The organism is Pedobacter immunditicola, from assembly GCF_037482985.1.
In the GTDB taxonomy this organism is placed as follows: Bacteria; Bacteroidota; Bacteroidia; order Sphingobacteriales; family Sphingobacteriaceae; genus Pedobacter; species Pedobacter immunditicola.
In genome coordinates this window covers 309,978-326,220 of the sequence record NZ_JBBHKC010000004.1, presented here as the reverse complement: position 1 = coordinate 326,220, position 16,243 = coordinate 309,978, and the positions used below count along the sequence as shown (strand labels likewise).

Sequence of the window (16,243 nt, the reverse complement as noted above, 5' to 3'; positions counted from 1 at the left end):
ACAAAAAGCAATGAATATAAGCTGACGATAGCTTCATAACCTATCAAAATAAATAGATACCAATGAAAATACTGTTACGCCTCGCGGTCCTTGTTTTATGGGCCACCACTACGCTACCTGCTGTTGCACAAAAACTCGAAGTTACCCGCACGCTGGCCGCCTACGAAGCCTCGGTAAAAAAATCCCCGGAGAAGCAGTTGGTAGATATCAAAGCGGCAATCCCTGATATCACCTTAGATATCCGATATGCAAGCAGTAACAATTTCATGAAAAGGGTAATGTATCCTGAAGCACGTGCTTTTGCACGAAAGCCTGTGGTGGAGCAATTAAAAAATATCCAGAAAGAACTGCGGAAGAAAGGTTACGGATTAAAAATATACGATGCCTACCGTCCCTATGCCATCACTGTAGCATTTTACCAGCAGGCATCAGACAAAAACTTTGTTGCCAGTCCGGCCAAGGGTTCCAAACATAACCGTGGCTGTGCCATAGACCTTACACTGATCAATTACGAAACGAAAGAAGAGATACCGATGCCAACGCCCTACGATAGCTTTGAAGCGGCAGCGGCAGCCAATTACCAGGACCTGCCCGCAGCAGTGCTGAAAAACCGGGACTTCCTTATTAGAACCATGCAATCACATGGCTTTAAAGTGCTGCATAATGAATGGTGGCACTATGATTTCATCGGCTGGCAAAACTTCGAATTGATGGATATCCCCTTTAAACACCTTTAGCAGGATTCCTCACCTTGTAAATGTAGTGCAGGTAAATTAATGCCAGGAAGGTAATCCCTGCGCACCAGTAGAATATAATCGGAATCATAGCAATATCAGTGATAAAAAGCCATCCTGCAAACAATGCACCGATCCCGATGCCGGCTTCTAAAGCGATATACATGGTAGCCATGGCCTTGCCCCGATGTTCAGGCCTGCTTAAATCGATAGTCCATGCAGATACAGTTGGTGATAGCATCCCTGTTGCCACACCATATAAAGCCGAAGCCCCCATTAAAGATAAAGAAGAACCGGCCATACCAATCCAAAGCATCGCTGCTACAAGTAACACCAGCGAGATCTTCAGGATCAGCACCCTTCCATGCTGGTCAGATACTTTTCCAGCCACAAAGCGAATGAGCAGGGAGGAAACGGTAAACACCATAAAAAACAAGCCCTTGTTACTCGTCCCCAAATGTGAACCCCAGTCGCCGATAACCGTTAGGATAGCGCCATAACTTACATAACTCATAAAAGTAATGATGGCCGAAGGGATGACCTGGATTTCGATAATTTCATGCCTGGTAATTTTTAACAGCGAGAAATTGAACTTTTGCTTCTTTGGTAAGGTTTCCTTCATGTTGGCAAGAATCACAATAGACAAAAGGGCGAACAAGGAAGAGCAGTAAAAAAGGTAGTCGATGGAGAAATAGGCGGTGATGGTACTCCCAATTGCTGGCCCGATGGCTAATCCCGTACTGAAACAGACACCATGAACCCCCATGGCCTCACCCCAGCGGTTTACAGGAACGATATCCGCCACATAAGCAGCCGTTGCCGTAGGCTTAAACCCTGTAGAAAAGCCATGTAGCAACCTCAAAAATAAAAAGCCTGCAACGGTGGTCAAAACGGGGTAAAGAAAACCACATAGAACGCATACCACAGAACCGACGGCCATTACTGGAACTCTTCCCACCGTATCGGTGAGTTTACCACTAAAAGGCCTGGAAATGCCTGCCGTTAACGTGAAAAGGGCAATGATGAGACCCTTGTATTCAGCGCCGCCCATGGCCGTTAGATAAGCAGGCAGCTCTGGTATCAGCATATTGAAGCTTGCAGAAAAAAGAAAAGAACTTAAGCAGACAAGCCCAAATTGCAGGGTATAAATAGAATCATCACTCTTCGGCATCACAAATGGGATTATGCCTGCAAAGATAAGCCCTTTACGCCAAACACCTCATCAGCTTCAATAAAATATCAAGATCCTCCTCCTGGTGCCAGCTGCTTAGAACAATCCGGTTCAACAATTCTCCATCCTGATCAGGATAGGCAAACGAAGAGATAAGGACTTTCTGTTGCAGCAAGGCGTCAGCAAGCTGCTGATCTTCACTCAAATAAACAGGAAAGCCATCCATAGCCGCAAATTCTGCTTTTGAAGCACCCAATCCGGCGGAGAAATAACGGCATAACGACTGCAGTTTGTGCACTTCTGCCTCATAGATCTTTTCTGCCTGCATAAAAGCATATAAACCGGCAGCGGCAGGTGGAGAAGCGCCCAAAAACACAGGTGTTTTCTTCAGCTGCCTGATAATTGCCGCTGAACTTAATACCATGCCCGCATCCACACCAAGTGCCTTCGCCATCGATGCTACCACCACCACATGTACAAAAGGAAGCTGCGGTAAGCTGGGAAAACAACCTAAGCCCTGTCCAAGCACACCAATGCCATGCGAGTCATCTACGATGAGCATAATTTCCTTTCCGGGATCAATGCCCTTCAAAAATGAAAAGTCATAGCTTTCAGGGAACAGGTTATTGATAGAATTGCTGACCAGGACCCAGCGGGTGGCTCTGCTTTTATTGATGAGCTCCACGACATGACGACTCCAATAGCCGAAAGAACCGGAAACACCAGGATTACCTGCAACCCACAAGGCAGGATGTGTCTGTGGTGCATAGACCACTTGTCCCCATGCTGCAAAGTGAAGTACCGTGAGCTGCGCAGCGAGGTAGCCGCTTGAAGTAATTAAAGCTGCTTCCGCCCCATGACGCTGTGCAGCCGCTTTTTCAGCATCATCATAAATACCCAGCTGTACATTATTGCTCCTGCTGGTCCCATTGTTTAGTCCAAAGGTATGGACACCCTCCAGGTAATGAGCCAAAAAGCGTTTGTTTTGAGGAATGCCCAAATAGGCAGTGCCACCAAAATAGAGATAAGACTGATCCCCGTAATTGATTCTAGGGCCCAAACCCCCTGTAAGTTGATTAAAATTAATAGCGTTCATGTATCATGGTCACAATTCTTCCCATTTCATTCCTTACAGTTGCCGTAGGCAGAACGAAGTTATTATTGAGGAAAGAATAAATATATAGTTTGCCTTTCTTAGTTAATACGTAGCCACTTTGGTTGTGTACATTTCCTAAAGTTCCCGTTTTACCGTAAACATAAGGCGTATCTGTAGCAGGGTAAGCCTTTTGCAGCGTGCCGCTTTTTCCACCAGCAGGCAAGAGGGAAAAAAGCCGGTTACGGTCGCCAACTTCGTCGTAAATTAGCCCCAGCAAGGCAATGATGGTACGCGGGGTAAACAAATTATTCCTGGATAGGCCAGAGCCGTCCACCCAATAAGGCCGATCTGGCAGGCTTGATAAATAGGTTTTCAGAATATGTGCAATTGCCGCCTGACTGTTAAGTTCGGGAGAAATCTGGTTGGCATAAACCAGAAGCAGCTGTTCGGCCACAAAATTATCACTGGGCAGCATCATCTGCTTCAGCACAGAATCAGTTTTAATGTTATAAATGGTTTTGGCGTTTTCAGGAATGGTCATTTGCACCAGTCCCACCTCCCGGTGTAAGGTATCGCTTAGCAAGCTCAGGGTAGTTGCCGTATTAACCTTGTATGGGATTTCCTGCTTAAAAGTACTGCTTATTTCTCCCTGTGGGTAATGGAAAGCGTTCGTATCAAAATCTCTGATGACCTTAAACTTCCCTGTTATACGACTGCTGTCCGGAAAGAAACAATCGGTGAACAACCTTGGTGAAATCTTCATTTTCCCTGATTCTGCTTTTGCTGTCACCAGGTTATCCATCATGGGCAATTCATTAATTTCAGCCTGGTAATAGTCGTTATAGTCATCCCAAGCCCATCCATAGCCATAAAAGTTGCCTGTATAACGGCCCGGCGAAAAGAACAACTGCTGCGGACTATTTTTCAGGAACTCAAGCGCTCTGGTGCCTTTGAGCTGAGTTTGCAGGAAAGAGGGATCCCCAGTGCCCCAAAAGATGAGCGAGTCACCTTTAACCACATAACGCAACGAAGGGATTGAATCCGGAATCATTTTTAAGCCGGCATAAAACGTAAAAAGTTTGGTATTTGAAGCAGGCGTAAAGTATTTATCTGCGTCCTTTTCATAGACCATCTCTTTGGTTTCCGGGTCATACAAGGCAAAACCAACCGCATATTGGTTCACTACTGTAGACTTATTAAAAGTTTTATCCAACCGTTTAGCCATGCGTTTATTGACAGCGCAAGACTGTAGTAAGAGTATAAATAAGGTACAAAAAATAAAATAATGACCAGGTAGCCGGTTAAAATGCATGCTTAAATTTATTTGCTTAGGGTCTGTAATATTGCTTAGGGAATCTGTGTCTAATTTATTAAATTAGTTCATGATATTCATTTTACGGCCTATAAAAATATTTTCTATATGGATGATATTAATTATGTCCGTGATACAACTATTGACCATCAGCTATGGTCATGCCCAGCGTTTCAGCTTCGAAGGCGATCGTAAAAAACAAAGTATGAGCTTTGTACTGATCAAAAACCTGATTATTGTCCCTCTTTACATCAATGGCAAAGGCCCCTACAGCTTTATCCTGGATACGGGAGTGAACCCGCTGATCATTACCGATGCCAGCATTATTGATAGCCTGAATTTAAAATCGCTGCGCACCACCAAACTGGCAGGACTGGGTGAAGGAAATGATATAGAAGCCTATTTAACTAACCAGATCAGCGTAAGACTGGAGAGCGCAATTATGGACAACATGCCGACAGCCATTTTAAAAAAAGACATCTTCAATCTGTCAAACCATGTAGGGATACGTATTTATGGTCTTATAGGCTATTATTTCTTCAACAGTTTCACCGTCAAAATTAAATATCCCGCTAAAAGGATGACTTTTGCCCTGCCTGATACCAAGTTGAAGAAGAAAGGCGAAAGGCTTCCTTTAGAGATGATCAGTAATAAACCCTATATACAGCTTTTTATCAGTCCTACCGACGATGAAAGAAAGGAGGTAAAAATGATCCTTGATATCGGTGCCAGTCATGCGATATCCCTGGAAGCTTATCAGGGCAAACCCTTTCCGCTACCCAAAAAAACCATCAAGGCAAATCTGGGTATAGGCTTCGCCGGATTAATCAGTGGCCACATTGGCCGAATGAACCGTGTCGATATCGGCAGCTTTACTTTTAAGGATGTCCTTACCTCCTATCCAGATTTTACCCAGGCAGGAGCTAAAACCGGGGTGTCGGTGCGCAATGGCAATGTTGGCAGCAACCTGCTCAAGCATTTCGACCTGACGATAGATTATACCCAGGGAGAAATTTACCTGAAACGCAATTCCTATTCAAACGCCACTTTTGAGCACGACATGTCAGGCATGGAAGTGTATGTACAGCAGGGCGATCCCAATATTTACTTTGTGGGCAGAATTGAGCCAGACTCTCCAGCAGCAGAAGCGGGTATTTTAACAAACGACCAGGTGCTGTCGCTGAACTTTAAACCGGTGACTGATTATAACCTTGATGACATCGATCACATGTTGAAAGGTGGTGATGGAAAGCGGATTATCCTGCAATTAGGCCGTGAAGATAAAATGCTTTACAAAATCCTGATTTTAAAAAGACGGATTTAAGGTTTTATATTTGCGCCAAATAACTTTCCATGCTTAAATCCATTTTCCTGTTCAGCATATTTAGTCTCTGTGTTTTGTTATACAGCTGTAATCAATCCGAATCAGCGGTAAAAACCAATAAAACAGCCCCGAAAACCAGGCTATCCTTTGAAAGCATTAAAGGGATTAAATTCGAGGAAGTAAAACGACGCTTCTCCAATGGCTTGTCGTTCGACACATTGGGTTTCCAGCAGGAACCCAGCTGGATCATTCAATTTGTAGCAAACGATTCAGTGATGGCTTATAGTCCGCAGAAAAAAGCGATGCAGGGCTTTCATTTACATTACGATCATGGCGATGTCTATAATTTCGCCAAAGAATGGTTCCGCATAAAAAGCATTTCCAAAGACAGCATCGTGATGCAGCGTTTGTATGTCAGCAATAAAGAAATTGCAAAGGATATCCGTTCCGATGTCAACCTTACCTTCTATGCACAGGACTATATCAAAAATACGCTAAAAACCACTGCAGCGGAATTGCAAAGGCCCACAGCCAGAGATACAGCCTTCATCAGGGAACTATCAGCAAGGGCCAACCGCAATCCCACCCACCGTGACAGTGTATTCGCTGGCCGCCAGCCTGTAGAGCTGATTCCTAAAAGCAAGCTGATCACCGTAAAGAAGATCTCCTCGGTTGATGAGCTGAACGGAAAGACCCCCGCATATGATTACCTATACCCCAGCTACAAGATCGTTATCCAGAAAGCATATAAAGATTTTGGTTATACTTTCACCGTATTGGTTGATGAGAACGGCAAGATGCACCTCGGCACATTCAGTGGCCATATCCCTGAATACCATGAAGTACGGAAGAAAGTACTGGAAGGAATTATCTCCGTTTACCTGCAAAATCTATTGATCATTAAACCCGGTACAACCCTTGGGATACCCCATTCAAGTGAGATCACCTTATCGGTAAAAGGGGTTAAATAGGGTAACCAAAATGCTTATTACCATATATTTATCAAAAAAATCGGCATTTATAGTAAATCTGAAAATAATTACTATCTTGCAGACTTAATTATTAATACATAATACAATGCAAGAAGGAACAGTAAAATTTTTTAATGTAACAAAAGGTTTCGGATTTATTATCCCTGCAAACGGCGATAGCGAAATCTTTGTACATTCAACAGGCCTTATCGACGAAATTCGTGAAAACGATAAAGTTGAGTATGACGTAGAAAGCGGCAAAAAAGGGTTGAATGCGATTAATGTTAAAGTAATCTAAGAATTATTATAACTCACTCGTGCTAGCTTCCTGATTCACATCAGGAAGCTTTTTTTATGTTTTAATTTTCCTACTGTTTGCTTCTTAACAAAGCCTCCAGGTAGTAATAATCCGCATAGTTAATCGGCACATCAATTTCAGAGTTTCCTGGCAAATGACCAGTGCTGTGTGCTAATATAAAGCCATAATTCTCTCCTGGCTTATTGGTGTACTTCGAGCTGAGCGAAGCCAGGATCTTATCAGCCGCTGCCTTATACTGTTTGCCCTCCGTACTGTATTTTGCCAATTCATACAATGCAGAGGCCGTTATCGCTGCCGCAGAAGCATCTCTTGGAGCCGCTGGTATTTTTGGATCATTGTAATCCCAATACGGCACCCCATCTGCAGGCGTAGCTTTATGGGTTAAAATAAACTGAGCAATGCCATCAGCCTGTTCCAGGTAGGCGGTATTATTTGTTTCACGGAAACACAGGGTGTAGCCATATAAGGCCCATGCCTGTCCGCGTGCCCATGATGATTCATGGCTATAACCCTGGTGCGTATGCTTTTGGGTAGCCATACCGCTGTTGGTATCATAATCTATCACATGCCATGAGCTATAATCCGGTCTGAAATGATTCTTCATCGTCACATCAGCATGAGAAACCGCAATTTTATAAAAAGAAGAGTCGCCGCTTAATTTTGTAGCGTTGAACAGCAGCTCCAGGTTCATCATGTTATCAATAATTACGGGATACTTCCATTTATCGGTATTGTGATCCCAGGACTTAATGACGCCCGCCGTAGGGTTAAACCTTGAAGAAAGCGACGCTGCAGCCTGTATAATGACCGATCGGTAAGCAGTATCATTTGTTAAACGGTAACCATTGCCAAACGGGCCGTAAATCATAAAGCCTAAATCATGTGTACCCTTGTTGAATTGTTCGTTTTTTAGGTCTTCAGTATAGCGACGGGCAAGATTAAGCCATTTTTTATCTTTGGTAAACTCATAATAATACCACAACTGAGCAGGGAAAAAACCACTGGTCCAGTCTCTGGAAACAACCATTTTTAATTTCCCTTTTTCAACAGTACGGGGCGATACCTTTTCAGGAGCCGATTTCCTTGCCGCATCTACATGGCCGATGAGCAAGTCGGTTTGTTTGGTTGCAGATTCAAAAGCCTTGGAGACCTTCACCTTTTGCGCCTTCACCAGGCTGCCAGACACCAGCAGCACCAGCATTAGTTTAAATGATAATTTCATACGGGATTTATTTATTTGGTTATTGTAGGATGCTAAATATAAGCATCTTGAGACACTTAAGCCCTATTAAAAAATTCCTCAACTAAACTGCTTCCGCGATCAATTTAAAGGGAAATGAATTCAGTTGTCATACCCGGTGAAGTAGCCGCAACAACGCTTTTACCACCATTTAATTTAACTTTGATAATTGCCCTGCCATTGTAAGCCTGCACTTTGCTGGAGCCTGAAGAAGTTCCCAGGTTTTCCATCAGCTTACCGTCACCACTCAGCGTAAAATTAATCCAGTTGGCGGCATCCAGGCATTGCACTTTACGCTGATCCAATAATTTAACCTCAACAGTAGCGATATCACCATCCTGTGCCAGTTTAGTGATGGTTATTGCAGCCGGTTTTTCCCATTTCTCGGTCTGGTAATTAAATTTAATGTCATCAGTAACGGTCACTTTTCCTTTCTTAGCCACCACTTTGATGGTATTTTCACCTTTTAGGAATTGCAGGTTCCAGCGTAAACCTGCAGCAGGATAATCCTGTGAATTACGCTTTTTGGTGCCATAGCTTTTACCGTTTAGAAAGAGCTCCGCTTCAGTACCATTCGAATAAACTTTGACCATTTTTTCCTCGCCTTCCTCACCCCAGCGCACCGGCCAGCTATGCCCATAAATACGCACCATTGGCTTTTCGGTCCAGTAAGACTGAAAAACATAAAAGGATTCTTTCGGGGTGAAATCCCTTTCCACAACACCTTTTTGGTTCATGTAAGGCACAGGATTCTCCGGACGTACCGGTGTAGAGAAATCTTTAAAAGGCCAATAAGCCGTACCGCTTAACCATGGCATCGTTTCCTGTTCTTTCAAGTGCCAGTCGATCAAATTGCTGATATAAGACTCACTCCAGTCCCCATCTTTTGAAACTCTGGCAGCACCACCATAAAGGGAGGCATCCCCTGCCCGTTCATCTGCACTACCGCCCGTTTTAATTTTGGTTAAGGCTTCATTGGGCGTTTCTGAATGACGCATCGCATGGCTGTCGCCACCCCATTCCACATGCAAAAAGCGGGTGGCTTTTTTAAATTCATCTTCCGAAACTTTTTTATAATCAGTATAAGCCCCACGATACCATCCTGCCCAGATAGAGGGTGAATAAACATCGACGATGTCACTGCAAAAAGCACATCTCCTGATGGCTGTCGAGCGTTCAGGATCAAGCTTGTGCGACAATACATTCAACTCCTTCATAAAGGTCCTTATCTTCTCCTTATCAAATTCAGGAAAATCACCGGGCCAGTCGTTTTCATTTCCTAAACCCCAGATAATAATGGAAGGATGATTATAATGCTGTTCAATCATGTTCGTCAGCATGTCTTTTGCTTGTTTTTGGTAAACAGGACCGCCCAAACCACCACGGCACCATGGAATTTCTTCCCAAACCAGGATACCAAGGCGATCACAAAGATCCAGCACAATCCGGCTTTGCTGGTAATGCCCCAGGCGGATAAAGTTAACGCCCATTTCTTTCATCAGCAGCATCTCCTGGCGGATCTGATCCTCAGTCATTGCAGGGCCAACACCAGCATGGTCTTCATGGCGATGCGTGCCCCTTAAAAGCAGGCGTTGTCCGTTCAATAGGAAAGGGCCTTTTTCTACAAATTCAAAGTTTCTGAAGCCTATATTTTCTTTACCCTTATAATTCCCGGCTGCCGATACCACTTCATACTCAACCTGGTATAACAAAGGCTTTTCTGTGCTCCACAATTGTGGTTTTTTTACTTCAAAGCTCCATGTTTGGGCATCTCCCGACAAGTCCTTCAGTGACTTTTGTGCCCGGGCAACCACCTTTCCGTTCGGATCTATCAGTTTAAAATTAATTTGTGCCTCTTTTAAACGTTTAGGGTTATAAAATCTTGTGCTCACCTTAACTTTCCCAAGCTTTCCGCCAGCGTCCACTTCAGCTTTGGCAAACATTTTGTCGACAGAAAGTGCCGGGGTATAAACCAGGTTCAGGTAGCGATAGATCCCGCCGTAAACATTAAAATCAGATAAATCAGAAGGGATCATTTCCAGGTCCCTGGAATTATCCGTACGAATGGAAAGTGGAATTTTGCCTTTAAATTGCTTGTTGTATACCTCCGTTTTTTTAAAGGCCGCTACGGCATCCGTAATATCTACGGTCCACTCATCATAACCACCTACATGCGTCCCCACTTTGGTGGTGTGTATATAAACATCTGTTTTTTGTCCGGCGCCCTCAAAATGTAATAAAGTCCTGCCGGCTGCATAAGGATTTTCAATGTTTAACGTGCTGCGGTACCAGGAGGGGCCCTGGTAATAGTTTACATGAGGATCCACGGCATCCACAGCATTAGCACTATGTGGCAAACTCACTTTTTCCCAAAGGGGCACACTTTCGGGATTTCCTGCACCTACCGGCCTTACGGCTTCCCAGATGCCTCCCAGATCTTGTCTTATAAATTCCCAGTTGTCATTTAGCCTGGAGGCCTGCTGCCCGAAGGAATAACTACTGTTCAGCAAAAAACAAAAAACGAGGATATATCTGGTATACTTTAACATGATTTGGTGAGTTTAAAACTTCTTCAGACGAATCTATTAACATTCAGCATTAATTATTTCGTTAAATCCGCTAAAAAGCCATAAACTTGTTTTCGAAGCGTTTCAAACGTTTGAAATATTTTTTTAACGATGTCCGGTTATGCCTCCAAAAACAGAAGCTATACATATCCTCAAACCTGTTACCCTGAAATTCATGGCAGCAAAATTAAAGATGTCTATTTCTACGGTTTCAAAGGCCCTTCATAATTACCCCACCATTAATGAATACACGCGAAAACGGGTGCAGGAAATGGCCCGGGATCTGCAATATATCCCCAATCAATCAGCCATCTCCCTGCAAGGAAGGAAGTCCCGGATTATTGGCGTCATCCTCCCTCATTTAGGCGACCATTTTTTTACGCGCAGCATTTATGGTATCGAACAAATGGCAAGAGAACAGGGTTACAACGTGATCATCAGCCAGTCGTACGATGACCTTGAAAAGGAAATTGAACTGGCGGATATGTTATTTAAAAGCCGTGTTGATGGCTTAATCGTTGCGATTTCAAAAAACACGGAAAACTTTAAACACCTCGACCAGTTTGAGCAGATGGGCGTACCTGTCGTTTATTATACCCGCAACCCGAGTTTTAACCTTAACTGTCACAAGGTTTTAGGGAATACCTTTCAGGGATGTTATGAAGCCACGAGGTTTTTGATTAACCGCGGGCATACCAATATTGCTTATCTCGGCGGACCAAAAATGATCAATTTTACACATGATCGTTTTAATGGTTATATCAATGCCTTAAAAGATCACCATGTACCCTTTCAGGCAAGTCTGGTTGCTTATACTGATTTTAATAAAGAAAACACCGTGAGCGCGATGGCGAATTTATTCTCAAACCCAGCCCATCAACCGACAGCACTGGTCGCCTTTAAAGAGCCAGTTCTCTTCGATGCCATTAAATATTTACGCCATATCCATCGTCAGGAAGTAGAATGCATTGGCTTTGGCAATAGCCCTTTTATCAGTTATCTAGAAAATCCGCCTTTGGCTTCTGTAGAAGAAAACCCTGAAGATGTAGGCAAAAAGGCCATCCAGCTTCTTTTAAAATTGATGAATAAAGAAATCAGGATGGCCGATTATCAGAAAGTTATGATCGATTGTGCACTGGTCATACACTAGTTCACCGCTTAAACATTTTAATTCTTTTTTAAAATTTCAAAAAGTAATTCCGGTTCGTTGGTGGTAATAAATTCAACCTTATTATCCAGCAGCCATTGCATGTCTTCGGCGTTATTTACCGTCCAGGCATTCAGCGTTAAGCCAAGCTCCTTTGCCTTACTAAACCAGTCGCTAGTTTTATACGCTGTAAAATGATAATCAGCACCGGCAAAACCATCCTGCTTTAATTTCTCTGCAGTGGCATCGCCATTAAGGTAAGCCACTGTAGCTGTTGGTTCCAATGCTAAAACCCTTAACATAGAGGCATAATTAAAGCCTATATATTCTACCCATTGCTGTGCTTTTAATTTCCGAACCATGGCCACAACGGCATCCGCTATCTCACGCATACGCTCAGGATCTTTATCAGGCTTAATCTCCAGGATAAGTTTAGTCCGCACTTGCTTTTTGCCCTCCTTCAAATAACTTTCCAGCGTAGGGATAGATTCGCCGTTTTTTAAAGGAAGTTTTTTCAATGCTGCATAGGTAGAAGTGGCAATCACCATCCCCTGGTGATCGTGATCGTGATTAACCACCAACACACTGTCTTTGGTCATGTGGACATCGAATTCAGTACCATAACACTTTAAACGGATGGCCTCTTTTAACGCTGCGATTGAATTTTCAGGCAGGTTTTTCTTCTTAAAGGCACCGCGGTGGGCAATAACCGGGTTCTTATGCCATTGAAAAGTCTGTGCAAGGCTGGCCGTAGCGAAAAGTATTAAACAGCAGAAAGCAGGAAGGAAAAGTTTCATATCATTTCAATTATTTATGGAAAATACGGTTTTTAATTAAATTGCTAAATTTGCGGCCATAAATTATTTACCATGAGCAAAATTGCTGTCAATTTTTTTAATGAAGACGTTTCCTATACCCTGAAACAAAAAACCCGCATCAGAACATGGTTGCTGGAAACCATTAAAGCAGAAGGTTATTCTTTAGAAGAACTGAATTTCATTTTATGTTCGGATGAATACCTGTTGAATATGAACCAGCAATTCCTTAACCATGACACCTATACTGATGTGATCACTTTTGACAACTCAGAAACACCTAAAACCATCGTTGGTGATATCTTTATCAGTATAGAACGGATCCAGGAAAATGCCAAGGAATTTAAAAGTAGTGTAGCTGCTGAATTGTGCCGGGTAATGGTGCACGGCACTTTACATCTTTTGGGTTATAAAGATAAATCGAAAGCAAATAAAACGCTGATGACACAAAAAGAAGACTATTACCTGAAACAGTTGGAGGAAAATTAATAGCTAACTCCTCCTCTCGAGGACATTACTTAAGCATTGGTAGGGCCTTAGTAGGGCAATTAGCCCTGCCAGTGCCCTACTAAGGCCCTACCAACCCCCTGCCAGCACCCTATTAACCATCAATTTTCCTTCTTTGTTGAACAATCTTTCCTCAGCCTTCGACTAAACCCTGCAACCCCTCCTCCCTTCGTCGAAATATAAATGGCGTTGGTCGTCAATGGGCTGAAACTGGTCTAAATCTGGCAGATCTCCTGAAACGTTTTCGATCTTTTAACGTCTTATTTACAAACAATTAAGGGTTAAACGTTCGCAATTAAAAACAATAAAACACGCAGGAATCATGAAAAATGCCATCAAAAACTTTATCGCTGCCAGCTTAGCTGCAACCGTTATACTTGGAAGCAGTATCGCTGCTAAAGCAGCAAACGGTGAAAACAATACCGCTATAATAGGTTCCGTTAAAAAAATCAATAAAATAGCTGTATCCGGAAATGTAGAAGTGATTCTAATCCAGGATGTAGCCGACCAGGTAAAAGTTTACAATGATTATTATGCCAATAACGCCCTGATCCAGGAAAAGGATGGCCTGCTGCGCATCAGCTCCTTCAGCAGGGATAAATTAATAGTTGAAGTCCATGTTAAAAACTTGACTGCCATTGAGTTAGAAGATAAATCAAGTGTTAAAACCTATGGCAGTTTTTATTTACTAGGTTTAGATATTGCCTTGCGCGATCAGGCCAAAGCAGATATGAATATCAATACTACCCAGTTAACAGTCAATGTAGGTAATGATGCCCAATTAAGTTTAGCAGGTACCGCAGAAGAATTTACTGATCGAACACATGCCGCCACTATTGAGGATACCAAAACAGATGCTTTGCTGCAACTTTACGAGATGGCAACAAGATAACACGTGATCCCTGAATTTGCCGTTTATACGCAGAGAAAGACAGCTTCGGTTGTCTTTTTTTTGTCGTTAATTTTTTGGTTTCCCTGCACACACTTATTAAAAAAAATTATTGCTTACTTTTGTAATAATTTCTTAACTGACAAACCGTTAAAAATATAATTTGAGCACACTAATTGCAGCTGAAGGCCTGGGTCATGCCTATCATGATGAATGGCTATTTAAAAATCTAACACTGGGTATCCAAGCCGGACAACGCGTAGCGTTGGTTGGTATTAATGGAGCAGGAAAAAGTACGTTGTTGAAACTTTTAGCCGAAAGGTTTAATCCCCTTGAAGGTAAAATAGTAAAGAACAAATTCGTAAAAATTGGTTTCCTTGATCAGGAACCTACATTCCCTGATGGTTACAGCATCTCTGATTTTATTTTCTCACTGGAAAATAAACAGCAGCAGCTGATCAAGGAATATGAGGAGCTGATCGAAGATCCCAACCCGGATGAGAACACTTTGAACCGCTTGTACGAAGAACTCAGCGAACATAACGCCTGGGAATACGAGCATGAGATTAAAACAATTTTAAGCCGCATGGGCATTAATCACCTGCAGCAAAAAATTGATACCCTCTCTGGCGGACAAAAAAAACGTATCGCCCTTGCCAAACTTCTAATTGAAGATCCGGAGATTTATGTCTTGGATGAGCCAACCAACCATTTGGATATCGATACGATAGAATGGCTGGAGAAATTGCTGACTTCAGGAAATAAAACCATTCTGCTGGTTACGCACGACCGTTATTTCTTAGACAACGTTTGTAACACGATTGTAGAATTAGACCGTGGTAAGATTTACAACTATAATGGAAACTATTCTTTCTTCCTGGAGAAAAAATCGGAACGTGAAGCTTCTGATGAGAGTACTTTCCAGAAAAACAAAAACCTGCTGAAGAAAGAGTTGGAGTGGATGAGAAGAATGCCACAGGCAAGGGGTACCAAGTCACAGTCCAGAATTACAGCCTATTACGATCTGGACGAGAAGACAAAACAACGTACTGACAATCAAAGTGTTACTTTAAACATGAAAATGTCGCGCCAGGGAAACAAGATTTTAGAACTGGACCATATTGCTAAATCATTTGGTGATAAAAAAATCATTAATGAATTTACCTATACTTTTAAAAGAGGCGACCGCATTGGTCTGGCTGGAAAAAACGGTACTGGTAAGTCTACATTCTTAAACATGATTACCGGTAATCTGCAACCTGATCAAGGAAAAGTGGACACTGGAGATACAACCATATATGGTTATTACAAACAAGGTGGCCTGGCTTTCAACGGAAAAGAAAGGGTAATTGATATCGTTAAATCCGACGCCGAATATATCAAGATGGCAGATGGGTCAACCATTTCCGCATCGCAATTGCTGACGCTGTTTTTATTCCCACCCAAGAAACAACATGGGATGGTAGAGAAACTAAGCGGTGGTGAAAAGAAGCGTTTACATTTAATGAAGGTTTTAATGATGAATCCAAATTTCTTAATTTTGGATGAGCCGACCAATGATTTGGACATTGACACACTGAATGTGCTGGAAGACTTCTTAGAAAATTTCCCAGGTGTTTTAATGTTGGTTTCCCACGACAGGTACTTACTGGATAAGATGAGTGAGCAATTGTTTATCATGGAAGGTGATGGAGTCGTTAATATTTATAACGGCAATTACTCTGAATACCGGATCAGTTTAGAAACAGAAAAGAGCAAGGAAATTAAAACACCAAAAGCAGCAGAAGTTTCAAAGTCTGCCCCTGCCCCTAGCAAGAAGCTGAGTTATAAAGAGCAGAAAGAATTAGAAGATGCTGAAGTAAGTATTGCTGCATTGGAAAATAAAATAGCCGACTTAACGGCTTCTCTATTGAAGATCGACAGCACTGAATATTTGAAGATGCAGGAAGTCAATCAAATTATAGAGACACACCAAAAACAACTTGATGCGGTAACAGAAAGATGGTTGGAGTTGTCTGAAAAAATAAATTAATTATCAAGGGGTGCTGGGTTCAAAACCGGCGAAAATGCTTAAGTAAATCCAGCACCCTAAATAAGACCATATACCGAGAGCTAAGGTATTTCTGACACTCCAGGAGAATACAAAAAGTA

At 42.5% G+C, this 16,243-nt stretch carries 14 protein-coding genes; 8 read left to right on the top strand and 6 right to left on the bottom strand.

The window, feature by feature from the left end; genetic code table 11:
- Positions 1-62 precede the first annotated feature (62 nt).
- The gene (locus WG905_RS08810) at positions 63-737 is read left to right on the top strand and encodes a M15 family metallopeptidase (protein WP_339591346.1); all 675 of its coding nucleotides are present in this window, start codon (positions 63-65) and stop codon (positions 735-737) included.
- Here WG905_RS08810 and WG905_RS08805 read toward each other — a convergent pair.
- The 3 genes from WG905_RS08805 to WG905_RS08795 are packed head-to-tail and all read right to left on the bottom strand — an operon-like array spanning position 724 to position 4,226.
- On the bottom strand, positions 724-1,905 hold the full coding sequence (locus tag WG905_RS08805) for an MFS transporter (RefSeq protein ID WP_339591345.1): 1,182 nt from the start codon (positions 1,903-1,905) through the stop codon (positions 724-726). The genes WG905_RS08810 and WG905_RS08805 overlap by 14 nt on opposite strands.
- A gap of 34 nt (positions 1,906-1,939) precedes the next feature.
- Positions 1,940-3,001: an aminotransferase class I/II-fold pyridoxal phosphate-dependent enzyme gene (locus tag WG905_RS08800; protein ID WP_339591344.1), complete on the bottom strand. Its 1,062-nt coding sequence runs from the start codon at positions 2,999-3,001 to the stop codon at positions 1,940-1,942.
- On the bottom strand, positions 2,988-4,226 hold the full coding sequence (locus tag WG905_RS08795) for a D-alanyl-D-alanine carboxypeptidase/D-alanyl-D-alanine-endopeptidase (RefSeq protein ID WP_339591343.1): 1,239 nt from the start codon (positions 4,224-4,226) through the stop codon (positions 2,988-2,990). The genes WG905_RS08800 and WG905_RS08795 overlap by 14 nt, the downstream gene beginning before the upstream one ends.
- A gap of 199 nt (positions 4,227-4,425) precedes the next feature.
- Between WG905_RS08795 and WG905_RS08790 the strand changes: the two genes are divergently transcribed.
- From WG905_RS08790 to WG905_RS08780, 3 genes are all read left to right on the top strand, one after another.
- Positions 4,426-5,637, top strand: a complete 1,212-nt coding sequence (locus tag WG905_RS08790) for an aspartyl protease family protein (RefSeq protein ID WP_339591342.1) — start codon at positions 4,426-4,428, stop codon at positions 5,635-5,637.
- Positions 5,638-5,666: 29 nt separating this feature from the next.
- The gene (locus tag WG905_RS08785; RefSeq protein ID WP_339591341.1) at positions 5,667-6,608 is read left to right on the top strand and encodes a hypothetical protein; all 942 of its coding nucleotides are present in this window, start codon (positions 5,667-5,669) and stop codon (positions 6,606-6,608) included.
- Positions 6,609-6,714: 106 nt separating this feature from the next.
- Positions 6,715-6,906: a cold-shock protein gene (locus WG905_RS08780; RefSeq protein ID WP_008241764.1), complete on the top strand. Its 192-nt coding sequence runs from the start codon at positions 6,715-6,717 to the stop codon at positions 6,904-6,906.
- A 70-nt stretch (positions 6,907-6,976) separates the two neighbouring features.
- On the opposite strand, the gene WG905_RS08775 is transcribed toward WG905_RS08780, so the two are convergent.
- Positions 6,977-8,149 carry a glycoside hydrolase family 88 protein gene (locus WG905_RS08775; protein WP_339591340.1) on the bottom strand — a complete coding sequence of 391 codons (1,173 nt, stop codon included), beginning with the start codon at positions 8,147-8,149 and terminating at the stop codon, positions 6,977-6,979.
- Positions 8,150-8,253: 104 nt separating this feature from the next.
- Positions 8,254-10,716 (bottom strand): glycoside hydrolase family 2 TIM barrel-domain containing protein, encoded by a 2,463-nt coding sequence (locus tag WG905_RS08770; protein WP_339591339.1) that lies wholly within the window; start codon positions 10,714-10,716, stop codon positions 8,254-8,256.
- Between the two features lie 139 nt (positions 10,717-10,855).
- On the opposite strand from WG905_RS08770, the gene WG905_RS08765 reads away from it, so the two are divergent.
- On the top strand, positions 10,856-11,884 hold the full coding sequence (locus WG905_RS08765; protein WP_339591338.1) for a LacI family DNA-binding transcriptional regulator: 1,029 nt from the start codon (positions 10,856-10,858) through the stop codon (positions 11,882-11,884).
- Between the two features lie 17 nt (positions 11,885-11,901).
- Here WG905_RS08765 and WG905_RS08760 read toward each other — a convergent pair whose 3' ends face one another.
- Positions 11,902-12,678: a glycerophosphodiester phosphodiesterase gene (locus tag WG905_RS08760; protein ID WP_339591337.1), complete on the bottom strand. Its 777-nt coding sequence runs from the start codon at positions 12,676-12,678 to the stop codon at positions 11,902-11,904.
- Positions 12,679-12,750: 72 nt separating this feature from the next.
- Here WG905_RS08760 and ybeY point away from each other — a divergent pair, with 72 nt between their 5' ends.
- The 3 genes from ybeY (at position 12,751) to WG905_RS08745 (ending at position 16,124) form a co-directional block, all read left to right on the top strand.
- Positions 12,751-13,185 (top strand): rRNA maturation RNase YbeY, encoded by a 435-nt coding sequence (gene ybeY / locus WG905_RS08755; protein WP_339591336.1) that lies wholly within the window; start codon positions 12,751-12,753, stop codon positions 13,183-13,185.
- A gap of 340 nt (positions 13,186-13,525) precedes the next feature.
- Positions 13,526-14,095 (top strand): GIN domain-containing protein, encoded by a 570-nt coding sequence (locus WG905_RS08750; RefSeq protein ID WP_339591335.1) that lies wholly within the window; start codon positions 13,526-13,528, stop codon positions 14,093-14,095.
- A gap of 160 nt (positions 14,096-14,255) precedes the next feature.
- Positions 14,256-16,124: an ABC-F family ATP-binding cassette domain-containing protein gene (locus WG905_RS08745; protein WP_339591334.1), complete on the top strand. Its 1,869-nt coding sequence runs from the start codon at positions 14,256-14,258 to the stop codon at positions 16,122-16,124.
- Positions 16,125-16,243 lie beyond the last annotated feature (119 nt).